Annotated in this window: 28 protein-coding genes; 24 read left to right on the forward strand and 4 right to left on the reverse strand. The window is 52.2% G+C overall.

The features are described from left to right. Nucleotides 1–3: 3 nt before the first annotated feature. Nucleotides 4–1,104, reverse strand: a complete 1,101-nt coding sequence (gene dnaN, locus VPR01S_RS19130; RefSeq protein WP_021707024.1) for a DNA polymerase III subunit beta — start codon at nt 1,102–1,104, stop codon at nt 4–6. Nucleotides 1,105–1,177: 73 nt separating this feature from the next. After that, nucleotides 1,178–2,584 (reverse strand): chromosomal replication initiator protein DnaA, encoded by a 1,407-nt coding sequence (gene dnaA / locus VPR01S_RS19135; RefSeq protein WP_040903145.1) that lies wholly within the window; start codon nt 2,582–2,584, stop codon nt 1,178–1,180. A gap of 457 nt (nt 2,585–3,041) precedes the next feature. On the opposite strand from dnaA, the gene VPR01S_RS19140 reads away from it, so the two are divergent. The 23 genes from VPR01S_RS19140 (at nt 3,042) to glmU (ending at nt 23,173) form a co-directional block, all read left to right on the forward strand. Next, the gene (locus VPR01S_RS19140; RefSeq protein WP_021707026.1) at nt 3,042–3,788 is read left to right on the forward strand and encodes an amino acid ABC transporter substrate-binding protein; all 747 of its coding nucleotides are present in this window, start codon (nt 3,042–3,044) and stop codon (nt 3,786–3,788) included. A gap of 82 nt (nt 3,789–3,870) precedes the next feature. Continuing rightward, complete coding sequence (locus tag VPR01S_RS19145; RefSeq protein ID WP_021707027.1) at nt 3,871–4,542, forward strand: amino acid ABC transporter permease; 672 nt, start codon at nt 3,871–3,873, stop codon at nt 4,540–4,542. Beyond that, the gene (locus VPR01S_RS19150) at nt 4,539–5,276 is read left to right on the forward strand and encodes an amino acid ABC transporter ATP-binding protein (protein ID WP_021707028.1); all 738 of its coding nucleotides are present in this window, start codon (nt 4,539–4,541) and stop codon (nt 5,274–5,276) included. The genes VPR01S_RS19145 and VPR01S_RS19150 overlap by 4 nt, the downstream gene beginning before the upstream one ends. A gap of 228 nt (nt 5,277–5,504) precedes the next feature. Beyond that, a complete protein-coding gene (rpmH, locus tag VPR01S_RS19155) occupies nt 5,505–5,639 on the forward strand; it encodes a 50S ribosomal protein L34 (RefSeq protein ID WP_021707029.1) in 135 nt (44 codons plus the stop codon). Between the two features lie 46 nt (nt 5,640–5,685). After that, a complete protein-coding gene (rnpA, locus tag VPR01S_RS19160; protein ID WP_237668249.1) occupies nt 5,686–6,009 on the forward strand; it encodes a ribonuclease P protein component in 324 nt (107 codons plus the stop codon). Beyond that, a complete protein-coding gene (yidD, locus tag VPR01S_RS22430; protein ID WP_021707031.1) occupies nt 5,976–6,233 on the forward strand; it encodes a membrane protein insertion efficiency factor YidD in 258 nt (85 codons plus the stop codon). Before rnpA ends, yidD begins: the two co-directional genes overlap by 34 nt. A 2-nt stretch (nt 6,234–6,235) precedes the next feature. Continuing rightward, nucleotides 6,236–7,858, forward strand: a complete 1,623-nt coding sequence (gene yidC / locus VPR01S_RS19165; RefSeq protein WP_021707032.1) for a membrane protein insertase YidC — start codon at nt 6,236–6,238, stop codon at nt 7,856–7,858. Between the two features lie 118 nt (nt 7,859–7,976). Then, a complete protein-coding gene (mnmE, locus tag VPR01S_RS19170) occupies nt 7,977–9,338 on the forward strand; it encodes a tRNA uridine-5-carboxymethylaminomethyl(34) synthesis GTPase MnmE (RefSeq protein ID WP_021707033.1) in 1,362 nt (453 codons plus the stop codon). A gap of 49 nt (nt 9,339–9,387) precedes the next feature. Beyond that, the gene (mioC, locus tag VPR01S_RS19175; RefSeq protein ID WP_021707034.1) at nt 9,388–9,822 is read left to right on the forward strand and encodes an FMN-binding protein MioC; all 435 of its coding nucleotides are present in this window, start codon (nt 9,388–9,390) and stop codon (nt 9,820–9,822) included. Nucleotides 9,823–10,294: 472 nt separating this feature from the next. Beyond that, nucleotides 10,295–12,193, forward strand: coding sequence for a tRNA uridine-5-carboxymethylaminomethyl(34) synthesis enzyme MnmG (gene mnmG / locus VPR01S_RS19180; protein WP_021707035.1), 1,899 nt, complete (start codon nt 10,295–10,297; stop codon nt 12,191–12,193). Further along, a complete protein-coding gene (rsmG, locus tag VPR01S_RS19185; protein WP_021707036.1) occupies nt 12,190–12,822 on the forward strand; it encodes a 16S rRNA (guanine(527)-N(7))-methyltransferase RsmG in 633 nt (210 codons plus the stop codon). The genes mnmG and rsmG overlap by 4 nt, the downstream gene beginning before the upstream one ends. 14 nt (nt 12,823–12,836) lie before the next feature. Beyond that, nucleotides 12,837–13,610: a ParA family protein gene (locus VPR01S_RS19190; protein ID WP_021707037.1), complete on the forward strand. Its 774-nt coding sequence runs from the start codon at nt 12,837–12,839 to the stop codon at nt 13,608–13,610. Nucleotides 13,611–13,634: 24 nt separating this feature from the next. Next, nucleotides 13,635–14,516: a ParB/RepB/Spo0J family partition protein gene (locus tag VPR01S_RS19195; RefSeq protein ID WP_021707038.1), complete on the forward strand. Its 882-nt coding sequence runs from the start codon at nt 13,635–13,637 to the stop codon at nt 14,514–14,516. A 187-nt stretch (nt 14,517–14,703) separates the two neighbouring features. Beyond that, nucleotides 14,704–15,093: a F0F1 ATP synthase subunit I gene (locus tag VPR01S_RS19200; RefSeq protein ID WP_021707039.1), complete on the forward strand. Its 390-nt coding sequence runs from the start codon at nt 14,704–14,706 to the stop codon at nt 15,091–15,093. An 8-nt stretch (nt 15,094–15,101) separates the two neighbouring features. Beyond that, a complete protein-coding gene (gene atpB / locus VPR01S_RS19205; protein WP_021707040.1) occupies nt 15,102–15,914 on the forward strand; it encodes a F0F1 ATP synthase subunit A in 813 nt (270 codons plus the stop codon). Between the two features lie 61 nt (nt 15,915–15,975). After that, nucleotides 15,976–16,230: a F0F1 ATP synthase subunit C gene (gene atpE / locus VPR01S_RS19210; protein WP_021707041.1), complete on the forward strand. Its 255-nt coding sequence runs from the start codon at nt 15,976–15,978 to the stop codon at nt 16,228–16,230. 71 nt (nt 16,231–16,301) lie between these two features. Continuing rightward, complete coding sequence (gene atpF, locus VPR01S_RS19215) at nt 16,302–16,772, forward strand: F0F1 ATP synthase subunit B (RefSeq protein ID WP_021707042.1); 471 nt, start codon at nt 16,302–16,304, stop codon at nt 16,770–16,772. Between the two features lie 14 nt (nt 16,773–16,786). Further along, nucleotides 16,787–17,320, forward strand: coding sequence for a F0F1 ATP synthase subunit delta (gene atpH / locus VPR01S_RS19220; protein WP_021707043.1), 534 nt, complete (start codon nt 16,787–16,789; stop codon nt 17,318–17,320). A gap of 13 nt (nt 17,321–17,333) precedes the next feature. Further along, the gene (atpA, locus tag VPR01S_RS19225; RefSeq protein ID WP_021707044.1) at nt 17,334–18,875 is read left to right on the forward strand and encodes a F0F1 ATP synthase subunit alpha; all 1,542 of its coding nucleotides are present in this window, start codon (nt 17,334–17,336) and stop codon (nt 18,873–18,875) included. A gap of 43 nt (nt 18,876–18,918) precedes the next feature. Next, nucleotides 18,919–19,785, forward strand: a complete 867-nt coding sequence (gene atpG, locus VPR01S_RS19230) for a F0F1 ATP synthase subunit gamma (protein WP_021707045.1) — start codon at nt 18,919–18,921, stop codon at nt 19,783–19,785. 35 nt (nt 19,786–19,820) lie between these two features. Next, entirely contained in the window at nt 19,821–21,224 is a 1,404-nt protein-coding gene (gene atpD, locus VPR01S_RS19235; RefSeq protein WP_021707046.1) for a F0F1 ATP synthase subunit beta, read from the forward strand. Nucleotides 21,225–21,242: 18 nt separating this feature from the next. Then, nucleotides 21,243–21,665, forward strand: a complete 423-nt coding sequence (locus VPR01S_RS19240) for a F0F1 ATP synthase subunit epsilon (RefSeq protein WP_021707047.1) — start codon at nt 21,243–21,245, stop codon at nt 21,663–21,665. A gap of 146 nt (nt 21,666–21,811) precedes the next feature. Further along, nucleotides 21,812–23,173, forward strand: a complete 1,362-nt coding sequence (glmU, locus tag VPR01S_RS19245; RefSeq protein ID WP_021707048.1) for a bifunctional UDP-N-acetylglucosamine diphosphorylase/glucosamine-1-phosphate N-acetyltransferase GlmU — start codon at nt 21,812–21,814, stop codon at nt 23,171–23,173. 52 nt (nt 23,174–23,225) lie between these two features. Here the strand turns inward: glmU and VPR01S_RS19250 are convergent, their stop codons facing one another. Next, complete coding sequence (locus tag VPR01S_RS19250; RefSeq protein ID WP_040903148.1) at nt 23,226–23,966, reverse strand: amino acid ABC transporter permease; 741 nt, start codon at nt 23,964–23,966, stop codon at nt 23,226–23,228. 92 nt (nt 23,967–24,058) lie between these two features. On the opposite strand from VPR01S_RS19250, the gene VPR01S_RS19255 reads away from it, so the two are divergent. Then, the gene (locus VPR01S_RS19255; RefSeq protein WP_021707050.1) at nt 24,059–24,835 is read left to right on the forward strand and encodes a transporter substrate-binding domain-containing protein; all 777 of its coding nucleotides are present in this window, start codon (nt 24,059–24,061) and stop codon (nt 24,833–24,835) included. Nucleotides 24,836–24,879: 44 nt separating this feature from the next. Here the strand turns inward: VPR01S_RS19255 and punC are convergent, their stop codons facing one another. Beyond that, nucleotides 24,880–26,082 carry a purine nucleoside transporter PunC gene (punC, locus tag VPR01S_RS19260; RefSeq protein ID WP_021707051.1) on the reverse strand — a complete coding sequence of 401 codons (1,203 nt, stop codon included), beginning with the start codon at nt 26,080–26,082 and terminating at the stop codon, nt 24,880–24,882. Nucleotides 26,083–26,139 lie beyond the last annotated feature (57 nt).

Raw genomic sequence — 26,139 nt, forward strand, 5'->3', positions numbered from 1 at the left:
CGCTTACAGACGGATCGGCATCACCACATACATGGCGCTGTCGTCATCACGGTTTTCAATCAACGCACTGGCGTTTGCGTCCGACATGGACACACGCACCGCCTCACAACGCAAGGTATTGAGCACATCCAGCACATAGCTGACGTTGAAACCAATTTCGATCGCCTCACCGTCAAATGTGACATCCAGCATCTCTTCGGCTTCTTCCTGCTCTGGGTTATTGGCGGTAATGCGCATTTCGCTGTCCGCCAGATTGACCCGCACACCGCGAAACTTTTCGTTCGACAGGATCGCCGCCCGCGAGAACGCCTGACGCAGCTCATCACAGCCCGCTTCCAGTGTTTTGGTAGTATTTTGTGGCAATACGCGGCGATAATCGGGGAAACGGCCGTCAACGAGCTTAGAGGTGAAGACAAAGTTATTCACTTCCGCGCGTACATTGGAACTGCCGATCTGCAACACCACAGGTTGCTCTGGAGCATCCAGCAGCTTCACCAGTTCCTGCACGCCTTTACGCGGCACAATGATCTGCTGCTGGGCAAATTCAGCGCCCAGTTGGGTCTGCGCCACCGCCATCCGGTGACCGTCAGTCGCCACACTGCGCAGGGTGGTGCCTTCAATCTCAAACAGCATACCGTTGAGGTAGTAACGCACATCCTGGTTAGCCATCGAAAACTGGGTTTTCTCAATCAAACCACGCAGGTCAGCCTGAGTGACGGAAATTTCCACCTCACTCTGCCAGTCTTCAATGTTCGGAAAATCGCTTGCTGGCAATGTGGCCAGAGAGAAACGGCTGCGTCCTGAGCGCACCTGAACGCGATCGCCTTCAAGCAGTACCGTGATCACCGATTCATCCGGCAGGCCACGGCAAATATCGAGGAATTTACGTGACGGCACCGTAATGCTGCCCGCCTCACACTCGCCTTCCAGGCTGACCCGGCTGATCAGTTCCACTTCCAGATCGGTGGCGGTCATCGACAGGACATTGTCGTCGACTTTCAGCAGCAGGTTACCGAGGATCGGCAAAGTCGGCCGGCCCCCCAAAGCGCCAGAGACTTGTTGCAGGGGTTTCAGCAGGTGACTACGTTGAATAGTAAATTTCATAGCTAGCTCTTAACGGTGTATGGCATGTGCCGGTTTTTATTATCAGCGATAAGAATAGTGCGATCTCGCCCGATTACGAAGACAGCGTTCGGATCAGGTTCGAATAATCTTCTTTGATGTCGTGGCTCTCTTCACGCAACTGCTCAATCTTACGGCAGGCGTGTAGCACCGTCGTGTGGTCACGGCCGCCAAACGCATCGCCGATTTCCGGCAGACTGTGGTTGGTGAGCTCTTTGGCCAGCGCCATCGCCAGCTGACGCGGGCGGGCAACCGAGCGAGAACGACGCTTCGACAGCAGATCGGCGACTTTAATCTTGTAGTACTCTGCGACCGTCTTCTGAATGTTGTCGATCGTCACCAGCTTTTCCTGCAGCGCCAGCAAATCCCGCAGCGCTTCTCGCACGAAATCAATGGTGATCGGACGGCCGGTAAAGTTGGCGTTAGCGATCACTCGGTTCAGCGCCCCTTCCAGCTCACGCACGTTCGAGCGCAGACGTTTGGCGATGAAAAACGCCACTTCATCGGCCAGATGAATCTGGTGATCTTCGGCTTTTTTCATCAGGATCGCGACGCGAGTTTCCAGCTCTGGCGGCTCAATCGCCACCGTCAGCCCCCAGCCAAAGCGGGATTTCAGGCGATCTTCCACCCCGTTGATCTCTTTCGGATAACGGTCTGAGGTGAGAATGATCTGTTGATTGCCTTCCAGCAGCGCGTTGAAGGTATGGAAAAACTCTTCCTGAGAGCGCTCTTTATTGGCGAAAAACTGAATGTCATCGATCAGCAGCGCATCCACACTGCGGTAGTAACGTTTGAACTCTTCAATCGCGTTATTTTGCAGGGCTTTGACCATGTCCTGCACAAAACGCTCCGAGTGCATGTACACCACTTTGGCGTTCGGATTGTTATCGACGATGGCGTTGCCGACGGCATGCAGCAAGTGGGTTTTACCCAGACCGGTCCCGCCATAGAGGAACAACGGGTTGTACGCTGCACCCGGGTTGTCTGAAACCTGACGGGCCGCGGCCAGACCAAGCTGGTTTGATTTACCTTCCACAAAGTTGTTGAACTTGTGTTTCGGGTTCATGTTGGAACGGTAAGTGATTTCCGGCGCGCTGGCCGCATCGTCGTCCCAGGTTTTGTGGATCGGCTTGCGTGCCTGCAACTGGGCCGGCGCAGACGACTCTGCTGCCACATCGGCGGGCGTGCGGATCGGGGCCGGTTTGGGCGCAACCACCCGGCGGCTGCCAACTTCAAAGCGCAGGCTCGGAATGTCGCTGCCACAGTATTCCTGCAGCAGACGATTAATGTTGTTCAGGTACTTATCCCGAACCCAGTCGAGCACGAACCGGTTCGGAGCGAACAAAGTGAGAGTATTGTCATTGAGCTCTGCTTGTAACGGTCGAACCCACATACTGAATTCTGTAGCTGGTAGCTCTTCTTGAAGCTGTTGCATGCACTGCAACCATAGCGAAGATGACACGATGCCCCCACTCGAAACTTAGATGATCGGAAAAGACGACAATGTTACCTGTTGATAACCAAGATCGCCAGCGATTGATCGACGATCCAGTGAATAAGATCGTACTTATACACAATTATTTACCGCAATTTGGCCGGATCCACACAAACCGTCCCAAAATTACTCACATTTTGATCCACATTTGGCTTTTTTTTCACGGGATCCGGTGATCTTCAATCTGGTGATAACTCTGTGAATCTTTTTCTCCACACCCTGAGCGATCTGGATCATTTTGTGCCTTTGAGCACTGGCTCACATCGGCCTGGCACGAAAATCGCCCAGGATAGACTAGGCTGTGTATAACCTGACCATAACCTTCAACTTATTACACACTGCTCTAGTTTATTGCACTTGGTTATTTATCTAACTAAGCAAAGTAACAGTAGTATTTCCCTCTACAAATATATGGAGTTGTATTATGAAAACCTGGATTAAAGCTGCCGTTGCAGCCGTCGCTCTGTCTGCAGCCACTGTGCAGGCCGCAACCGAAATCAAAGTGGGCATGTCTGGCCGCTACTTCCCGTTCACGTTCGTCAAGCAGGATAAACTGCAGGGCTTTGAAGTGGACGTGTGGGACGAAATCGGTAAACGCAACGACTATAAAGTAGAATACGTCACCGCAAACTTCTCGGGTTTGTTCGGATTACTTGAAACCGGCCGCATCGACACCATTTCAAACCAAATCACTATCACTGATGAGCGCAAGGCCAAGTATCTGTTTGCGGATCCGTACGTCATCGACGGTGCGCAAATCACCGTCCGTAAAGGCAACGACACCATCAAGGGTGTGGATGACCTGGCCGGTAAAACCGTGGCCGTGAATCTGGGTTCGAACTTCGAACAACTGCTGCGCAGCTACGACAAAGACGGTAAAATCAACGTGAAAACGTACGATACCGGTATCGAACACGACGTCGCACTCGGCCGTGCTGATGCCTTCGTGATGGATCGCTTGTCGGCGCTGGAACTGATCAAAAAAACCGGTCTGCCGCTGCAACTGGCGGGTCAACCGTTTGAGACCATCGAGAACGCCTGGCCATTCCTGAACAACGAAAAAGGCCGTCAATTGCAGTCTGAAGTCAATCAGGCTCTGAAATCGATGCGTGAAGATGGTACGCTTGCGCAGATCTCTGAAAAATGGTTCGGTGCCGACATTACCAAATAACCGTCGCACCAGAACAAATCAACTGTATTTTCGAGGGTGGAATGGTCAATTCCACCCTTTCTTTTCTGATGTAAGGTAACTTATGGGTTTTGACTTTAACTACATGCTGGAGTTAATGCCGATACTGCTCAAGTATCTCGGCACCACCATGGAAATGGCGATCTGGGGATTGCTGTTTTCGCTGATTCTGTCCGTTGTGCTGGCCAACATTCGTGTGTTTCGTCTGCCGGTGCTGGATCAGCTCAGCCAGCTTTACATCAGTTTCTTCCGCGGCACGCCGTTGTTGGTTCAGCTGTTCCTGCTTTATTATGGCTTGCCACAAATCTTTCCGGTGATGGTCGGACTGGATGCCTTCTCAGCGGCGGTGATCGGCCTGACGCTCCATTTTGCCGCTTACATGGCAGAAAGCATACGCGCCGCGATCATCGGCATTGACCGCAGCCAGATGGAAGCCAGTTTGTCGGTCGGTATGACCACACCACAAGCGATGCGCCGAATCATCCTGCCACAGGCAACCCGCGTGGCGCTGCCGTCGCTGATGAATTACTTCATCGACATGATCAAATCCACCTCGCTGGCTTTCACTCTCGGCGTGGCAGAAATCATGGCCAAAGCGCAAATGGAAGCCTCATCCAGTTTTCGTTTCTTTGAAGCGTTCCTGGCGGTCGCACTGATTTACTGGGGCGTGGTTTTGGTTCTGACCCGCGTCCAGATCTGGGCGGAAACCAAACTGAATAGGGCATACGTACGATGATCAAACTGACCAATATCCATAAACGCTTTGGCGACAGCGAAGTACTGAAAGGCATCGATCTTGACATCCAGCAAGGCGAGATCATCGTGATTATCGGCTCAAGCGGCACCGGCAAATCGACGCTGCTGCGCTGCGTGAACTTTCTCGAGCAAGCCGATGAGGGCCAGATCACCATTGATGATGTCAGCGTCAATGCTCGCCAGCACAGCAAATCGGATGTTCTGGCGCTGCGACGCAAAACTGGCTTCGTGTTCCAGAATTACGCACTGTTTGCTCACCTGACTGCGCGCCAGAACATTGCCGAGGGCCTGATCACCGTGCGCGGCTGGAAAAAAGACCAGGCACTGACCCGGGCGCAACAAATCCTCGATGACATCGGTCTGGGAGACAAGGGTGATCAATATCCGGCTTCCCTGTCGGGCGGTCAGCAACAACGGGTCGGCATTGGCCGGGCGATGGCGTTGCAACCGGAATTGCTGCTGTTTGATGAACCCACCTCGGCTCTCGATCCGGAATGGGTCGGCGAAGTCCTCGCGCTGATGAAGCGCCTGGCTACGCAGCACCAGACCATGCTGGTGGTGACGCACGAAATGCAGTTTGCCCGTGAAGTGGCTGATCGGGTGATCTTTATGGCCGAGGGGAAGATAGTGGAACAGGGATCTCCACAGGATATCTTCAACAATCCACAGGATCCTCGCCTGCAGAAGTTTCTGCGTCAGGTTGGCGCCGAATAAAGATCGGCCAAAAGATCCCAAGATCCTTGAGATTTTAATCACACTCCGTATAATCGCCCGGCCGGGATTCATACTGCCGCAGTGATTGACAGCTAAGGTGAGTGTGATTACAATTCCGCCTCTTTGTTGAGAGGCGTCGGTGCTTCTCTTTTCTATAGTAAAGAGAGCAATACAACCCACGCCGGGTTAACATTGACCTAAAACTACTGATCAGTAAAGGTAATTATCATGAAACGCACTTTTCAACCTACAGTTCTAAAGCGCAAGCGTACTCACGGCTTCCGTGCTCGCATGGCAACTAAGAACGGTCGTAAAGTAATCAACGCACGTCGTGCAAAAGGCCGTAAGCGCCTGTCAAAATAATCACTAGCTTATTTTGAATACGTACGCGTTCAATCGGGAGTTACGTCTGCTAACTCCCGAGCATTATCAAAATGTCTTCCAGCAAGCGCATCGTGCTGGTTCACCTCATTTCACCATCATTGCTCGCAATAATAACCTTTCTCATCCTCGTTTAGGCTTAGCCGTTCCCAAAAAGCAAATCAAAACTGCCGTTGGCCGTAACCGGTTCAAGCGTCTGGCCAGAGAAAGCTTTCGTAACAAACAACATCAGCTTCCGAACAAAGATTTTGTTGTGATTGCTAAAAAAAGCGCCCAAGATTTAAGCAATGATGAATTGTTCCAATTGTTTGATAAGTTATGGCATCGCCTGTCTCGCCCTTCGCGTGGCTAGGGATCGGACTTGTCCGTCTTTACCAGGGGCTCATTAGTCCGCTCCTGGGGCCAAGGTGTCGATTCACCCCCACCTGCTCAACTTACGCCATAGAAGCCCTGAAAGCTCACGGTTTTGTAAAAGGGTGTTGGTTATCAAGCAAACGTCTATTAAAATGCCACCCTTTGAACGAAGGGGGGTTCGACCCCGTTCCACCCGTCCAGAAACATGACAGAGATAAATAACGATGGATTCTCAACGTAATATCCTGTTAATCGCACTGGCGTTGGTCTCTTTTCTACTTTTCCAGCAGTGGCAAGTAGCAAAGAATCCGGCTCCTCAAGCGGTTGAGCAGGCACAATCAAGCAGTACCTTACCTGCCCCGTCAACCGGTGATGAGTTTGACCCAGCACCATCGGCCCAGCAGGCATCAGCGAAGACGATTACCGTGACGACTGACGTATTGACTCTGTCAATCGACACTCAGGGTGGCGATGTGGTCAACGCGGATCTGAACCAATACTCTGCCGAGCTGGACTCCAAAGACCCGTTCGTGCTGCTGAAAAACACTCAGGGACATCAGTTTATCGCGCAAAGCGGTCTGGTGGGTCCACAGGGGGTTGATCTGAGCAGCAGCAATCGTCCCAACTACAGCGTTGACGCAGACAGCTTCACCCTGCAAGACGGTCAGGACGAACTGCGTATCCCGATGACATACACCGCGAACGGCATCACGTACACCAAAACGTTCACGCTGACGCGTGGCAGTTACGCGATCAATGTCGATTACGACGTCGTGAACAACTCAGGCAACAACGCCACCGTTGGCATGTACGCGCATCTGCGTCAGAACCTGCTGGATTCTGGTGGCAGCATCACGATGCCAACCTACCGTGGTGGTGCGTATTCCACCGAAGATACCCGCTACAAAAAATACAGCTTTGACGACATGCAGGATCGCAACCTGCAGATCAACCTGACTGACGGTCAGGGCTGGGCGGCCATGATTCAGCACTACTTTGCTGCCGCGTGGATCCCACGCAACGAACCTGGCACCAACCTGTACACCCGCGTGATCGGTAATCTGGGCGACATCGGCGTTCGCATGCCGAACAAAACCATCGCCAACGGCGACAGCGCCCACTTCGAAGCTACTCTGTGGGCTGGTCCGAAACTTCAGGACCAAATGGCCGCTACAGCGGACAACCTGGATCTGGTGGTAGACTACGGCTGGCTGTGGTTCATCGCGAAACCACTGCACATGCTGCTGTCGTTCATCCAGGGCTTTGTTAGCAACTGGGGTGTGGCGATCATCTGTCTGACCTTTATCGTCCGTGGTGCGATGTACCCGCTGACCAAAGCGCAGTACACTTCCATGGCGAAAATGCGCATGCTGCAACCTAAACTGCAGGCCATGCGTGAGCGCATCGGTGATGATCGTCAGCGCATGAGTCAGGAAATGATGGAGCTGTACAAGAAAGAGAAAGTGAACCCGCTGGGTGGCTGTCTGCCGATTGTGCTGCAAATGCCTATCTTCATCGCCCTGTACTGGTCACTGATGGAGTCGGTTGAACTGCGCCACTCACCATTCTTCGGTTGGATTCACGACCTGTCTGCACAGGACCCGTACTACATTCTGCCGCTGCTGATGGGTGCGTCGATGTTCATGATCCAGAAAATGAGCCCGACTACAGTCACGGATCCGATGCAACAGAAGATCATGATGTTCATGCCGGTCATGTTCACCTTCTTCTTCCTGTTCTTCCCGTCAGGCCTGGTTCTGTACTGGTTGGTATCGAACGTGGTCACTCTGATCCAGCAAACGCTGATTTACAAAGCACTGGAGAAGAAAGGCTTGCACTCCAAGTAAGCCCGACACACACCGACAAAGGCGACCAAAGGGTCGCCTTTTTGTTTGCTGCTGATTACAATTCAGCTAACTGAATTTTTCGATCGCCCCCGGCGGTCCCAGCTCGAAAGGCTACAATATGACAACAGACACCATAGTCGCTCAGGCAACCGCGCCCGGTCGTGGCGGTGTCGGCATTATCCGTGTGTCCGGCCCTAAGGCGGCACTGGTCGCCGAAACCGTGACAGGCCGTACTCTGAAGCCACGTTATGCCGAATACCTGCCCTTCACCGCCAGTGACGGCAGCCAGTTAGACCAGGGCATTGCCCTGTTCTTTCCTAATCCCCATTCGTTCACCGGTGAAGATGTGCTGGAGCTGCAGGGCCACGGTGGCCCGGTGGTCATGGACATGCTGATCAAACGCATTCTCGACATCGACGGCGTCCGTCCGGCCCGGCCAGGGGAGTTCTCCGAGCGGGCATTCCTGAACGACAAAATGGACCTGACGCAGGCGGAAGCCATTGCCGATCTGATTGACGCCAGCTCGGAAGAAGCCGCCAAGTCCGCGCTGCAATCCCTGCAGGGTCAGTTCTCACGCCGCATCCACACGCTGGTGGAATCGCTGATCCACTTGCGCATCTACGTCGAAGCCGCGATTGATTTTCCCGAAGAGGAGATCGACTTTCTCGCCGACGGCAAAGTGGCCGCCGATTTACAGACCATTATAGATAACCTTGCCGAGGTACGCCGCGAAGCCAACCAGGGTGCGATCATGCGTGAAGGGATGAAAGTGGTCATCGCCGGCCGGCCAAACGCAGGCAAATCCAGCCTGCTCAACGCCTTGTCCGGCAAAGAGTCTGCGATTGTCACCGACATTGCCGGCACCACGCGTGACGTATTGCGTGAGCACATCCACATCGACGGCATGCCTTTGCACATCATCGACACCGCCGGCCTGCGTGATGCGTCTGATGAAGTGGAAAAAATCGGCATCGAGCGCGCCTGGGATGAAATAGCTCAGGCGGATCGGGTATTGTTTATGGTGGACGGCACCACCACCGACGCCACGGACCCGAAAGCGATCTGGCCCGACTTTGTTGATCGTCTGCCCGACAGCATCGGAATGACCGTGATCCGCAATAAAGCCGATCAAACCGATGAAGAGCTGGGGATCTGCCACGTCAATCATCCGACCCTGATCCGCTTGTCGGCCAAAACCGGCGCCGGTGTCGACGCACTGCGTGCCCACCTCAAAGCGTGCATGGGCTTTGCCGGCAACAGCGAGGGAGGCTTTATGGCCCGTCGTCGTCATTTAGACGCTCTGGAGCGTGCCGCCCAGCATCTTGACATCGGTCAGCAGCAACTGGAAGGTTACATGGCCGGGGAAATTCTTGCCGAAGAGCTGCGCATCGCCCAGCAGCACCTCAACGAGATCACCGGAGAGTTCAGCTCGGATGATCTGTTAGGGCGTATCTTCTCATCATTTTGTATCGGCAAATAACACGTCAGGCGTGGCACGGGGCGGCCACGCTGCTCATAAGGGAGTATTTATGATCCACATCATTACCGGAAGCACCTTAGGCGGTGCCGAGTACGTCGGTGATCACCTCAGCGATCTGCTGACAGAAAAAGGCCTGACCACCAAGATCCACAACCAGCCGGATCTGGCAGAGATCCCTAATCGTGGCACCTGGCTGGTGATCACTTCCACCCACGGTGCCGGCGAGTACCCGGATAACATCCAGCCATTCATTCAGGCGCTGCAAGACACCCCACCTAAAATGAGTGACGTGCAATACGCAGTGATCGCCATCGGCGATTCCAGTTACGACACTTTCTGTGCCGCAGGGAAGCACGCGTATGATCTGTTGCTGGACATCGGTGCCACGCCACTGACAGACTGCGTCACTATTGACGTGTTAAGCCACACCGTACCGGAAGATGCCGCCGAGGCCTGGTTGAACGATCACCTCGAATTATTCTGATTGAGAACGGACAATCGGCGGCCTTCGGGCCGCTTTTTTTTGTCCCCGAAAACATCCACAAGCCAAACGGGATGATTCGTTTGCTGATTATTTGACCATTTGAGCTGTGGATAACCTATCAAGTTTCCAGTGATCAAACTATAGTTATCCCAATAACAACTTTAGGTCATGCGATCCCCTGTGTATAACAACCGATTTTGATCCCAGCTAATCCTCGATCAGATCAAATGAAGATCACAGCAAATGATCGTCTCAAGATCCATGATCTTGTTGATCATTTTTTAGTTATCCACAGAAAACGGTTCCACTAATAGTAGATCCAATAAAAGATCTCTATATAGATCTTATATATATTTATTCTTTCCCTGAACGAGGAAAAAAGCGAAAAGCGATTTTATCGATCCCGGAAAGAGGGTAAAATACGGCTCTTTTTCTCTGTCCATCATTTTGTTTGAATACCTGAGGTCGGTTCATGCTTTATCACGAAAATTTTGACGTCATTGTTGTCGGTGGCGGTCATGCAGGAACGGAAGCCGCACTCGCATCAGCTCGCACAGGTCAACGCACTCTGCTGTTGACCCACAATATTGATACATTAGGTCAGATGTCCTGTAACCCAGCGATTGGTGGGATTGGTAAAGGTCATCTGGTCAAAGAAGTCGATGCCATGGGCGGTTTGATGGCCGAGGCCATTGACCATGCGGGTATTCAATTCCGTACACTGAACGCATCAAAAGGTCCGGCGGTTCGAGCTACCCGAGCGCAAGCTGACCGGGCACTGTACAAAGCGTACGTACGCCAGACGCTGGAAAACACCCCTAATCTGACGTTGTTCCAACAGTCGGTGGATGATCTGATCGTCGAAAATCATCAGGCGGTGGGTGTGATCACTCAGATGGGGCTAAAATTCCGTGCCAAAGCCGTGGTCTTGACGGTCGGGACTTTCCTGGGCGGAAAGATCCACATCGGAATGGAGAGTTCATCCGGGGGACGCGCGGGCGATCCTCCGTCGATCGCACTGGCGGATCGTCTGCGTGAACTGCCGTTTCGGGTCGATCGTCTTAAAACCGGCACACCGCCGCGCATTGATGCGCGCAGCGTCGATTTCTCGGTACTGGAAGCGCAACATGGTGACAACCCGACACCGGTGTTTTCGTTCATGGGCCAGCGGGATCAACACCCGCACCAGATCCCGTGTTTTATTACTCACACCAACGAGCAGACGCACGATGTGATCCGCGCCAACTTGGATCGCAGCCCGATGTACGCTGGGGTGATCGAAGGGATCGGGCCACGTTACTGCCCGTCGATCGAAGATAAGGTGATGCGTTTTGCCGACAAAAACAGCCACCAGATCTTCATTGAACCGGAAGGCCTGACGACGCACGAATTATACCCGAACGGCATCTCAACCAGTCTGCCGTTTGACGTTCAGGTGCAAATTGTGCGCTCGATGAAAGGTTTTGAAAACGCGCACATTGTGCGTCCGGGCTACGCGATTGAATACGACTTCTTCGATCCCCGCGATCTGAAGCAGACGTTTGAAACCAAATTTATTCAAGGTTTGTTCTTTGCCGGTCAGATCAATGGCACCACAGGATACGAAGAAGCGGCCGCTCAGGGCCTGATGGCCGGTCTTAATGCCAGCCTGTACAGTCAGGACAAAGACGGCTGGAGTCCGCGCCGTGATGAAGCGTACGTAGGGGTTCTGATTGACGATTTGTCCACCATGGGCACCAAAGAACCGTACCGGATGTTCACTTCCCGTGCGGAATACCGCCTGTTGCTACGTGAAGACAACGCCGATCTGCGTCTGACCGCGAAAGCGCATGAATTGGAGCTGATCAGCGAAGCGCGTTGGGCACGCTTTAACCAGAAAATTGACAACATGGACCGCGAGCGCCAGCGTCTCAAAGAGACCTGGATGAACCCCAATTCTGCTGGCGTAGCATCACTTAACCAGTTGCTGAAAACGCCAATGGTGCGTGAAGCCAGCGGTGAGGATCTGTTGCGTCGTCCGGAAATGACCTACGATCAACTGACTCAACTGGACGCGTTTGCCCCGGCGTTAGCGGATCGTCAGGCGGCCGAACAGGTCGAAATTCAGGTGAAATACGAAGGTTACATCAAGCGTCAGCAGGATGAGATCGAAAAATCACTGCGTCATGAACACACCAAATTGCCGCTGGATCTCGATTACTCCGCGGTCAAAGGGTTATCTAACGAAGTGGTGGCCAAACTGAGTGAGGCTAAACCAGAAAGCATTGGCATTGCATCGCGCATCTCTGGCATCACGCCGGCTGCGATTTCTATCTTGCTGGTGCATCTGAAAAAGCACGGCATGCTGAAAAAAGGCGAGGACGTCGCATGAGCGCACTACGCAGCACACTTGATGCGCTGATCGCGCAAACCGACTTGTTGGTGTCTGAGCGTCAGCGTGAGCAACTGGTAGGGTATGTGACCCTGCTCGACAAGTGGAACAAGGCCTACAATCTGACTTCGGTGCGTGATCCGCAGGAGATGATGGTTAAACACATTCTGGATAGCATCGTTGTCAGCCCGGCGCTGGATGGCGAGCGCTTTATCGATGTTGGAACTGGCCCGGGGCTGCCGGGCATTCCGCTGGCGGTGATGAATCCGGACAAACAATTCGTGCTGCTCGACAGTCTTGGTAAGCGCATTCGTTTCATCAAGCAAGTGTTGCACGAGCTCAGCATCAGCAACGTCACGCCAGTGCAGAGCCGGGTGGAAGAGTATCAGCCTGACGTGCTGTTTGACGGGGTACTCAGCCGCGCGTTTGCCTCCATTACCGACATGGTGGAATGGTGTCACCATCTGCCCAAAACGTCGGGTGGCGTGTTTCTCGCGCTCAAAGGTCAACTCCCGCAGGATGAGATCGACCAGTTGCCGGAGTGGTGTTCTGTGATCGGTATCAAAGCTTTGACAGTTCCTGAATTGGAAGGTGAGCGTCATCTTGTAATCTTATCGCGCAAGGGATAACAGCGAGGCATAACGTGGGAAAAATCGTAGCGATCGCCAACCAGAAAGGTGGTGTTGGTAAAACAACAACGTGTATTAACTTAGCGGCGTCCATGGCGGCCACTAAGCGTAAGGTGCTGGTGATAGATCTCGACCCTCAGGGGAACGCCACTATGGCCAGCGGCATCGACAAATATCAGGTCGAGGCCACCGCCTACGATCTGCTGGTCGAAGAGCTGCCGTTTGAGCAGGTGGTGTGCCAGAAAACCACAGGCTATTACGACCTGATCGCCGCCAACGGTGACGTCACCGCGGCCGAGATCAAACTGATGGAAGTGTTTGCCCGCGAGATCCGGCTGAAAAACGCGCTCGCGTCAGTTCGCGATAACTATGATTTCATCTTTATCGATTGTCCGCCGGCACTTAACCTTCTTACAATCAACGCGATGGCAGCGGCTGACTCTGTGTTGGTGCCGATGCAGTGTGAGTATTTTGCGCTGGAAGGGCTGACCGCATTGATGGATACGATCAGCAAGCTGGCTGCCGTTGTGAATGAAAATCTGAAGATTGAAGGGTTGCTGCGTACCATGTACGACCCGCGTAACCGCCTTTCCAATGAAGTGTCTGATCAGCTGAAAAAGCATTTCGGTAACAAAGTCTACCGAACCGTTATTCCTCGTAATGTTCGTCTGGCCGAAGCGCCGAGTCACGGCAAACCTGCCATGTATTACGATAAGTATTCGGCTGGCGCGAAAGCGTATCTGGCACTGGCCGGCGAAATGCTGCGTCGCGACGAAGTACCCGCATAATTCAACCAATAGGAATTCTTCTGCATGTCTAAACGTGGTTTAGGAAAAGGGCTGGATGCGCTCTTAGCCACCAGCTCATTTGCCCGTGAGAAACAACACATTGCCACCCAGAGCCAGGCGTTGTCCTCCGATGGCGAACTGCGGGATCTGGCGATCACCAGCCTGCAGCCAGGGGTGTATCAACCGCGTAAAGACATGGCACCGGAAGCGCTGGAAGAGCTGGCGGCTTCGATTCAGTCGCAAGGCATCATTCAGCCGATCGTGGTGCGTCAGGTCGCGGACGACAAATTTGAAATTATCGCCGGCGAGCGTCGCTGGCGTGCGGCCCGTCAGGCGGGTTTACGTCAGGTGCCGTGTTTGGTGAAGAACGTCCAGGATCGGGCGGCGATTGCCATGGCGTTGATTGAAAACATTCAGCGTGAAAACCTCAATGTGATCGAGGAGGCGCAGGCACTTGAGCGTCTGCAGGACGAATTTACTCTGACCCATCAACAGGTCGCCGATGTGATCGGTAAATCCCGCACCACGGTCAGCAATCTGCTGCGCCTGAACCAGCTGGATGATCAGGTCAAGCAACTGGTGGCGGAGAAACTGCTCGAAATGGGTCATGCTCGCGCCCTGCTGGCGCTGGAAGGCGAGCAACAATGTGAGATTGCACAGCAGGTTGCCAAAAAGCAACTGACAGTACGTCAGACGGAAAAGTTAGTCAAAAAGTGTCTGGCACCCCAAGCTGACACAAAAAACGTGCCAGAAGACGCTGACGCACAACAAATGTCACATAAACTGAGCGAAATTCTCGATGCTAAAGTGTCGATTGTGCGCTCGAAGGACGGTAAGGCTAAAATGACGATTAGTCTTGATGAGCCTCACAAATTAGAGCAGTTAATTGCCAAGCTCGAGAGCTAAATGAGATAATTGATTTAAATCAATTGTGCAAAAAATGATTTCTTGAACGAAAGTTGTCGGTTTGTAAACAAAATTGTAACTTTTTGCGGCGTTTCAATTGCATTAAGTCCGACTCACCGTATAATTTTCGCCAATTTCCAGAGCCCGGAATCGTCAGGCTGTTGGAGTTAACTAGAGGTACGAATACATGGTAGCTGCGTTGGCTAGACCAGGACGAGAGCTTGCTAAGCAATTGTTAATGATCCAGTCCGGCGCGGTTATGTTTGTGGCAGCAGGGATGGCGGTAGCCGTGAATGCTGAATGGGGACTTTCAGCGCTGGTTGGCGGCGGCATATTTGTCGTGGCCAATGCGGTATTCGCGCTGTGTGCTTTTATGTTTAGTGGAGCTCGCGCTGCAAAGCGAATCACGGCCTCTTTCTACACAGGCGAAGCACTCAAAATCCTCATCACGGTTGCACTTTTCTCCGTTGCCTACATGTATATGCAGGTGGAACTTGTTCCCCTGAAACTAACCTATTTGCTGGCTCTAGGTATTAATATCTGTGCGCCAGTGCTATTCATTAACAACAAAAAATAGGACGAGTTATGGCTGCGCCAGGTGAAGCGCTAACATCGGCCGGATACATTGATCACCACCTTACCAACCTGTCTTTATACAAGCTGGGTCTGGTAGCGGAGGAGACAAGTTTCTGGAACGTACATATCGATAGCCTGTTTTTTTCTTTGTTTACAGGACTGATTTTCCTATGGATTTTCCGTTCAGTGGCGAAGAAGGCAACAGCAGGTGTACCAGGTAAGCTTCAGTGTGCTGTAGAAATGATCGTTGAATTTGTCGCGGATAACGTCAAAGACACGTTCCATGGACGCAACCCACTGATCGCGCCTTTAGCACTGACTATCTTTTGTTGGGTATTTTTGATGAACGTGATGGACCTAGTCCCGATCGACTTCTTACCGTACCCAGCTGAGCATTGGCTCGGTATCCCTTACTTGAAAGTGGTACCTTCTGCTGATGTGAATATCACCATGGCTATGGCTCTGGGCGTTTTTGCTCTGATGATCTACTACAGCATCAAAGTAAAAGGCCTGGGTGGGTTTGCCAAAGAACTGGCTCTACATCCATTTAATCACCCAATCATGATTCCGTTTAACCTGCTGATTGAAGTGGTCTCGCTGCTGGCGAAACCTCTGTCACTCGGTATGCGTCTCTTCGGTAACATGTTCGCGGGTGAGGTTGTATTCATTCTTTGTGCGGCAATGCTACCATGGTGGCTACAATGGATGGGTTCACTACCGTGGGCTATTTTCCATATTCTGGTTATCACGATTCAGGCCTTCGTATTTATGATGTTGACCATCGTTTATCTATCGATGGCACACGAAGATTCTGATCACTAATATTTTTTTAAGCTTTATTTATCGGGCACTCTAAGCCAAAAACTACAAATTGGAGATAGTAATGGAAACTTTACTGAGCTTTTCTGCAATCGCCGTAGGTATTATCGTCGGTCTTGCTTCTCTTGGTACTGCGATTGGTTTCGCACTTCTAGGTGGTAAATTCCTTGAAGGTGCTGCACGTCAACCAGAAATGGCTCCTATGCTGCAAGTTAAGATGTTCATTATCGCTGGTCTACTTGATGCGATCCCTATGATCGGTATCGTAATCGCACTTCTGTTCACTTTCGCGAACCCATTCGTTGGTCAGCTAGGTTAATCACTTTTAACGTAAGGCAAACTGCGGTTTGTCCCTGATTAACACTAAGTCCATTTAGAGGGGTAGCTGTTGTGAATATGAACGCAACTCTGCTAGGTCAAGCAATCTCGTTCGCACTGTTTGTGTGGTTCTGCATGAAGTATGTATGGCCGCCAATCATCAAAGCGATCGAAGAACGTCAGAAGAAAATTGCTGACGGTCTTTCAGCCGCTGAGCGTGCTGCAAAAGACTTGGAACTAGCACAAGCCAACGCTTCTGATCAGATGAAAGAAGCGAAGCGCACAGCAACTGAGGTCATCGAGCAAGCGAACAAGCGCAAAGCTCAAATTCTAGACGAAGCTCGCGAGGAAGCTCAGGCAGAACGCCAGAAAATCCTTGCGCAAGCAGAAGCGGAACTTGAAGCTGAACGTAACCGCGCGCGTGATGAACTGCGCAAACAAGTTGCAACTCTGGCTGTAGCTGGTGCTGAGAAAATCCTTGAGCGTTCCATCGATAAAGATGCGCACAAAGATATTCTCGACAACATTACTGCAAAACTTTAAGTCTGGGGGCGCATATGTCTGATTTGACTACTATCGCACGCCCCTATGCTAAAGCAGCATTCGACTTTGCCGTAGAAAAAGGCCAACTGGACCAATGGGGTCAAATGTTGTCTTTCGCTGCGGAAGTTGCTCAAAACGCCCAGATGCAGGAACTGTTAACCGGTTCCGTTGCTGCCGATAAAATGGCAGACATCTTTGTTGCCGTTTGTGGCGAGCAAGTTGATGCAAATGGCCAGAACCTGTTGAAGGTGATGGCTGAGAATGGCCGACTTCGTGCCCTTCCTGATGTTTATGAGCAGTATTTTGCTCTGAAGCAGGCGCATGAGAAGCAAATTGACGTTGAAGTCACTTCAGCGACTGAGCTTTCTCAGCAGCAACTGGCAGACATCAGCAGCAAACTTGAGCAGCGTCTTGAGCGCAAAGTGAAGCTGAATTGCAGTGTAGATGAGGCCCTACTTGGTGGGGTTATTATTCGAGCCGGAGACTTAGTCATCGATAACTCAGCGCGTGGTCGTTTGAACCGCCTGAGCGATGCATTGCAGTCTTAATGGGGATTGGAGCATGCAACTTAATTCCACGGAAATCAGCGATCTGATCAAACAGCGTATCGAATCTTTCGACGTTGTTAGTGAAGCTCGCAACGAGGGTACTATCGTATCGGTAAGCGATGGTATCATCCGCATCCACGGCCTGGCGGACGTGATGCAAGGTGAAATGATTGAATTACCGGGTGGCCGTTATGCACTGGCACTTAACCTCGAGCGTGACTCGGTTGGTGCGGTTGTAATGGGCCCATATGCTGACCTTAAGGAAGGCATGAAAGTAACAGGTACTGGCCGCATTCTTGAAGTGCCAGTGGGTCCAGAACTGTTAGGTCGCGTAGTGAACACGCTGGGTGAGCCTATCGACGGTAAAGGTCCTATCGAAGCCAAACTGACTTCGCCTGTTGAAGTGATTGCACCAGGTGTAATCGACCGTCAATCGGTTGATCAGCCTGTTCAAACTGGTTACAAGTCAGTTGACTCAATGATCCCAATCGGTCGTGGTCAGCGTGAGCTTGTGATCGGTGACCGTCAGACCGGTAAAACCGCGATGGCGATCGATGCGATCATCAACCAGAAAAACTCTGGTATTTTCTCTATCTACGTCGCGATCGGTCAGAAAGCATCGACCATTGCTAACGTAGTTCGCAAACTGGAAGAGCACGGCGCGCTGGCGAACACCATCGTTGTTGTGGCATCGGCTTCTGAATCTGCAGCGCTGCAATACCTGGCGCCATACGCAGGTTGTGCGATGGGTGAATACTTCCGTGATCGCGGCGAAGACGCACTGATTGTTTACGATGATCTATCGAAACAAGCGGTCGCTTACCGTCAGATCTCTCTACTTCTGAAACGTCCACCTGGCCGTGAGGCTTTCCCGGGTGACGTATTCTACCTTCACTCACGTTTGCTAGAGCGTGCCGCTCGAGTCAACGCGGAGTACGTAGAACGTTTCACTAACGGCGAAGTGAAAGGTAAGACCGGTTCTCTGACGGCTCTGCCTATCATCGAAACGCAAGCTGGTGACGTATCAGCATTCGTACCGACGAACGTAATCTCGATTACCGACGGTCAGATCTTCCTGCAAACTGAACTGTTCAACGCGGGTGTACGCCCAGCGGTTGACCCAGGTATCTCAGTATCTCGTGTAGGTGGTTCTGCTCAGACGAAAATCATCAAGAAGCTGTCTGGTGGTATCCGTACCGCTCTGGCTGCTTACCGTGAACTGGCAGCATTCGCGCAGTTCTCTTCTGATCTGGACGAAGCGACGAAACGTCAGCTGGACCACGGTCAGAAAGTAACGGAACTGATGAAGCAGAAGCAGTACGCTCCGATGTCTGTCTTTGACCAGGCGCTGACTATCTTTGCGGCAGAGCGCGGTTACCTGAATGACGTAGAACTGACTAAAGTTCTGGATTTCGAGGCGGCTCTACTATCGTACGCTCGCGGTCAATACGCTGAACTGGCAGCTGAGATCGACAAGTCTGGTGCTTACAACGATGAAATCGAAGCTCAGTTGAAGAAACTGGTAGACGATTTCAAAGCAACCCAAACTTGGTAACAGGTCGGTGGCAGGCTCTGCCACCAACTAATGGAGAGTAACGATGGCCGGCGCAAAAGAGATACGTAGTAAAATCGGGAGTGTAAAAAGCACTCAGAAGATTACGAAAGCGATGGAAATGGTAGCAGCTTCGAAAATGCGTCGTTCTCAAGATGCAATGGAAGCTTCTCGTCCATACGCGGAAACAATGCGTAAAGTGATCGGTCATGTGGCAAACGCAAATCTGGAGTACCGTCATCCGTACCTGGAAGAGCGTGAAGCCAAACGTGTTGGTTACATCATCGTATCCACAGACCGTGGTCTGTGTGGTGGCTTGAACATTAACGTGTTCAAAAAAGCCGTGACGGATATGCAGGCCTGGAGAGAGAAAGGTGCGGACGTTGAGCTGGCTGTAATTGGCTCAAAAGCAACCGCTTTCTTCAACAACAGCGGCGCGAAAGTCGCTGCTCAGGTCTCTGGTCTGGGCGACAGCCCGGTGCTGGAAGATCTGATTGGTTCTGTCAGCGTGATGCTGAAAAAATACGATGAAGGTGAACTGGACCGTCTGTATGTGGTGTTCAACAAGTTTGTCAACACCATGGTTCAGCAACCAACGATCGATCAATTGCTACCTTTGCCTAAATCGGACAGCGAAGAGATGCAGCGTGAGCATTCATGGGACTACATCTACGAACCTGAACCAAAACCTCTGCTGGATACGCTATTAGTGCGTTACGTAGAGTCTCAGGTTTACCAGGGTGTGGTTGAGAACCTTGCTTGTGAGCAAGCGGCTCGAATGATTGCGATGAAGGCTGCAACCGACAACGCGACTAACCTGATTGACGACTTAGAACTTGTGTACAACAAAGCCCGTCAGGCGGCGATTACACAAGAACTGTCGGAAATCGTTGGTGGTGCGGCAGCGGTTTAAGCTTAGGTAAAACGAAACAGTTTAGAGGATTAACGATGGCTACAGGTAAGATCGTACAGATCATCGGTGCGGTAGTCGACGTAGAGTTCCCACAGAGCGAAGTACCTAGTGTATATGACGCTCTAAACGTTACGGACTCAAAAGAACGTCTGGTTCTTGAGGTTCAGCAACAGCTAGGCGGTGGCGTAGTTCGTTGTATCGTGATGGGTAGCTCTGATGGTTTACGTCGTGGAGTGGAAGTGGTTAACACCGGTGCTCCAATTTCAGTACCAGTAGGTACTAAAACCCTAGGTCGTATCATGAACGTTCTGGGTGACGCGATTGACGAGCGTGGTGAAATCGGCGCGGAAGAGACTTACTCTATCCACCGTGAAGCACCAAGCTACGAAGAGCAGTCAAACGAAACATCGCTTCTTGAGACCGGTGTAAAAGTAATCGACCTGATTTGTCCATTCGCGAAGGGTGGTAAAATTGGTCTGTTCGGTGGTGCAGGTGTAGGTAAGACCGTTAACATGATGGAGCTTATCAACAACATCGCACTGCAACACTCAGGTCTGTCTGTATTCGCCGGTGTAGGTGAGCGTACTCGTGAGGGTAACGACTTCTACTTCGAGATGCAGGAAGCAGGCGTAGTAAACATCGAGAAACCAGAAGAATCTAAGGTTGCGATGGTTTACGGTCAGATGAACGAGCCACCGGGTAACCGTCTGCGTGTTGCCCTGACGGGCCTGACAATGGCAGAGCGTTTCCGTGACGAAGGTCGTGACGTACTGCTGTTTATCGACAACATCTACCGTTACACACTGGCAGGTACTGAGGTATCAGCACTGCTGGGTCGTATGCCATCTGCAGTAGGTTACCAGCCTACACTGGCAGAAGAAATGGGTGTTCTTCAGGAACGTATCACGTCAACTAAGCAAGGTTCTATCACGTCTGTACAGGCAGTATACGTACCTGCGGATGACTTGACCGACCCGTCTCCGGCAACCACGTTCGCGCACTTGGATGCAACGGTGGTACTGAACCGTAACATCGCAGCGATGGGTCTGTACCCAGCGATCGACCCACTGGATTCAACGTCTCGTCAGCTAGACCCACTGGTCGTTGGTCAAGAGCACTACGACATCGCGCGTGGCGTTCAGCAGACACTTCAGCGCTACAAAGAGCTGAAAGACATCATTGCGATCCTAGGTATGGACGAGCTGTCTGAATCAGACAAGCAAGTGGTATCTCGTGCACGTAAGATTGAGCGTTTCCTAACTCAGCCTTACCACGTAGCAGAAGTATTTACCGGCGACCCTGGTATCTACGTACCTCTGAAAGAGACTCTGCGTGGCTTTAAAGGTCTGCTAGCTGGTGACTACGACGACGTTCCAGAGCAAGCGTTTATGTACTGCGGTGCAATCGACGATGCTATCGAGAACGCGAAGAAGCTATAAGGCTAACTAGGAGGCGATATGGCAGCAATAACCTTTCACCTAGACGTCGTCAGTGCAGAGAAAAAGCTTTTCTCTGGACGTGTTGAAACGTTTCAGGTGACCGGTAGCGAAGGTGAGCTTGGTATTTTCCATGGCCACACACCGCTGCTGACCGCTATCAAGCCTGGTATGGTGCGCATTGTGAAACAGCACGGCCACGAAGAGTTCATTTATGTCTCGGGTGGTATTGTTGAAGTTCAGCCTGGCACAGCGACTGTGCTGGCTGATACGGCAATCCGTGGTGAAGACCTTGACGCAGCGAAGGCAGAAGAAGCCAAGCGTCGCGCTGAAGAGAAGATTCAGAATCAGCATGGCGACATGGACTTCGCGCAAGCGGCCAGTGAACTGGCTAAAGCCATTGCTCAGCTACGAGTAATTGAGCTGACAAAGAAACGTCGCTAATCTTTAGCAACGTGCAGTAAAAGGCGGTCATTTGACCGCCTTTTTGCTTATTTTTTAAAGTAAATTTTCCCGCATCGTTTAACTAATCGACGCGAAGCCGCTACAATCTCCTCAAAAATTTTTTCACAATTCCAACAGGTCACTTTATGAAATTCAGTGCGGTTATTCTGGCTGCGGGTAAAGGCACCCGTATGTACTCTAATAAACCTAAGGTTCTGCATACTCTGGCAGGCAAGCCGATGGTCAAACACGTGATCGACACTTGTGCCGGTTTGGGAGCACAGAATATCCATCTGGTGTATGGCCACGGTGGCGATCAGATGCACTCGGAGCTGGCCGACGAACAGGTCAATTGGGTCTTGCAGGCAGAGCAATTGGGGACGGGCCACGCGGTCGATCAGGCCTCCGCGCAATTTGAAGACGATGAAAAAATCCTGGTGTTGTACGGTGATGTGCCTTTGATCTCGGAAGAAACCATCGAGAGCCTGCTGGATGCGCAACCAACTGGCGGGATCGCACTGCTGACTGTTGTCTTGGATAACCCGACCGGCTATGGCCGCATCGTGCGGAAAAATGGCCCGGTTGTGGCGATCGTGGAACAAAAAGACGCGACGGAAGAGCAGAAGCTGATCAAAGAGATCAACACTGGGGTTATGGTCGCCACGGGCGGGGATCTGAAACGCTGGTTGTCCGGACTCAACAACGAAAACGCGCAAGGCGAATATTATCTTACGGACGTGATTGCGGCGGCGCACGATGAAGGACGCGCCGTGGAAGCGGTACACCCGGGCACTCCTATTGAAGTGGAAGGGGTTAACGACCGGGCTCAGCTGGCGCGTCTTGAGCGGGCCTTCCAGTCTATGCAGGCGCAAAAACTGCTTGAGCAGGGGGTGATGTTGCGCGATCCGGCTCGTTTCGATCTGCGCGGTGAGCTGCAGTGTGGCATGGACTGTGAAATCGATACCAATGTGATCATCGAAGGTAACGTCACTTTGGGTGATAACGTGGTGATCGGCAGCGGTTGTGTGCTGAAAGATTGTGAGATTGACGACAACACTGTGGTGCGTCCGTACAGCGTGATCGAAGGGGCCACGGTCGGTGAAGAGTGTACCGTCGGACCGTTTACCCGTCTGCGTCCGGGAGCAGAAATGCGCAACGATTCGCACGTCGGTAATTTTGTCGAAGTGAAAAACACCCGCATTGGCGAAGGCTCAAAAGCCAATCACCTGACGTATCTGGGCGACGCTGAAATCGGTCAGCGTACCAACATCGGAGCTGGTACCATCACCTGCAACTACGACGGCGCCAACAAATTCAAAACCGTGATTGGCAATGATGTGTTTGTCGGCTCCGACAGTCAGCTGGTGGCACCAGTCACTGTGGCGGACGGTGCGACCATCGGTGCGGGGACGACATTGACCAAGGACGTGGCTCAGGGTGAGTTAGTGATCACTCGCGTAAAAGAGCGCACCATTGCGGGCTGGCAGCGTCCGGTAAAGAAAAAGTAATGCGATAGAGCAATCCAACGCCGCTGTATACAGCGGCGTTGTGCTATCTGGGCTAGTGGCCCGGAATGGCAATGCGTTTTTCCAGCCAGCGAACGCTTTGTGATACCAGTAAGATAAGCAGCAAGTACTCCAGAACCAGAAAAGTATAGATCTCCAGCGGTAAGTACTCATTCACCACCAGCTCATTGGCCCGGCGGGTCAGATCACTCAAACCGATCACACTGACCAGCGATGACATCTTCAGAATATAGACAAACTGATTGCCCAGTGGCGGCAGGATGTGACGAAATGCCTGTGGCAGAATGATCAGGCGCATTTTCTGCCCGTAGCTGAGTCCCAGCGATTCCGCTGCTTCGTGCTGGCCACGCGCAATTGCCTGAATCCCGCCTCGAAATACCTCGGCCATAAATGCGCTTTCGGCGACAGTCAGGGCAATCACGCCAGCCCAGAAATGATTCAGTGAGATGTCCAGCAGCGTAGGCATGCCGTAATAGACCCACAACAACAGCACCAGCGCTGGAATGGAGCGGATGACCTCGACATACAAGCGGTTCAGCCATTGTAGGAGGCGCGACTCTGACAACGCCAGCAGTGCCACCAGCAGACCGAGTGTCATCGCCAGCAGCATGCTCAGCAGCGACACCTGAATGGTGTCGTTAAAGCCCGCCAGCAAAAAGCTCAGGTTGGTGCGCCCTTGTTCGGTAGACGGATCGAGCACATACCATCCCCATTGATAATCTGAGCATCCTGTCAGTAGCAGGAGCGAGAGCAGTAATAAATATCGACCCGTCACACTACACCTTGTATTGGCTAAAAAAATCCGTTTGTTGCTGCTATGTTATCAGTGATTTTGCCTCGAACGTAATAACTTTAAGGATAGCGAAAATGAACAAGTTCATACTGGCATTGGGAATGTGTGTTCTGGCCATCGGTCAGGCGTGGGCGGAGACCAGCCGGCTGCAGCAGATCCTCGACAGCGGCGTGCTGCGGGTCGGTACCACCGGAGACTGGAATCCAATGACGATGAAAGATCCGGCCAGCAATGGTTATCGCGGCTTTGATATCGATGTGACCACGGCGCTGGCCAGCGATCTCGGGGTCAAAGTGGAGTATGTTGCCACCGACTGGAAAACGCTGGTCAATGGCATCACCGCCAACAAATACGACATTACCGGCAGCGCCTCTTTGAACATGTCCCGAGCTAAAGTGGCCGGTTACAGTCAGCCGTATTTTTATCTGGCATTTGTGCCTGTGGTGCAGAAAAAAGATCTGGTCAGGTTTTCGGACTGGTCTGACTTTGATCAGCCCAATGTCAAAGTGGCCGCGACGCTTGGTACCGTACAGGAAAAAATGGTCAAAGAGTTTTTCCCGTCAGCGCAGCATATTGTGATTGAAGCACCGGCGCGCGATTTTCAGGAATTGCTGGCCAAACGCGCAGACGTATCGGTCACGTCGAATGTTGAAGCTGCCACCTTAGTGGAAAAGTTCAGCCAACTGGCGATCGTACCCGTAAAAGCCCCGCGTCGTCCGACTCCGATCGCGATGTTGCTCCCTCAGGATGACCAGGTGTGGATCAACTACATCAACCATTGGATCGAATTGAAGAAAACCCAGGGCTTTTTCACACAGACGGCGCAAAAGTGGGGCCTGACCAGCCTGTAGGCTGAGTGAAAAAAGAGCCGCAGTCTGCGGCTCTGATGGTGTGATTACTCTTCGCTGACCACCCGGGCGTTGTCCGGTGTGGTGAAGTGTTGTCTCAGGGCACGATTGGAAATCACGTACCCCAGCCACAACCCTCCCATGCAAATCAGGATAGCGATGCCGGTGACCATTTGCGCCTGGCTGGCCATTGCGGCGACCAGAGCGCTTGCCAGGCTGCTGACACAAATTTGCAGGCTGTTCTGCAAGCCAGCGGCCGTGGCCGGGCTTTGCTTGGCACTCGACAGGGCACGGTTGACCACAATTGGGTACATCGCGCCATTGGCGACAGCCAGCAAACAGAAAGGGGCTAGAATCGGCCAGATCGAGCTCAGTTGCCACTGCGAAGCAATGAACACCAGCAAGCTGGCTACACTGAACAGGCCCAACAGCTGTTTAAGAATTTTCTCGTCACCAAATTTTTTTACGGCGACTTTCCCCAGATAACCACCCGCAATAAAAGCGATGGTTTGTGGGATGAAACTCAGGCCGATGTCTTTCGCGTCATAGCCCAGTTTTGCCATGATTTCCGGCATGCCGGTCAGATACGCAAAAAACGCCGCTGAAGCGGTGGCGTACATCATCACATTGCCCAGGTAAGATTTGGAATGCAGCAGGGCCTTGATGTCGGCCCCCATCGAGGTTTGTTTGACGGCCACCGCCTCTTTTGACTGCGCCAGAGTTGCTGCCGCCAGGACCACACCAACCAACGTCAGGCAGACAAAGATGCTTTGCCAGTTGAACTGGTTGGTTAGGACAACGCCCAGCTGCGGAGCCAGTGCCGGAGACAGAGCCACCAACGGCATAATGGTGGCAAACAACTGCTGGCGGGTGGACGCATCGTAGCGTTTTATCACCATAGCCTGCCAGATTACCGCTGGAGCGCACACGCCGATGGCCTGCACGAAACGCAACGTCAGCAGTTGCCACACCTGATCACAGAAAGCCAGTCCGAGTGAAGCCAGAGTGAACACCAGCATGCCGCTGAACAGTGTGTTGCGGTGGCCAAACTTGTCCGAAGCCAGTCCCCAGAGCAGTTGACCGCTGGCCATACCGACCAGAAACACCGTCAACGACAGCGCTATCTGTTCCGGCCCGGTGGCAAAATCGGTTTCCATTGCTTTGAACGCCGGCAGGTACATATCGGTGGCAACAAACGCCAGCATCGACAGCGCGGCAAGATAGAAAAGTTGTAATTTGGATACTTTCATAACGTTTCCATTCAAAATTATTCATCAGTTACTCTGGTGCGTAATCCACCATTTTTA

It is taken from the genome of Vibrio proteolyticus NBRC 13287, from assembly GCF_000467125.1.
GTDB classification, from domain to species: domain Bacteria; phylum Pseudomonadota; class Gammaproteobacteria; order Enterobacterales; family Vibrionaceae; genus Vibrio; species Vibrio proteolyticus.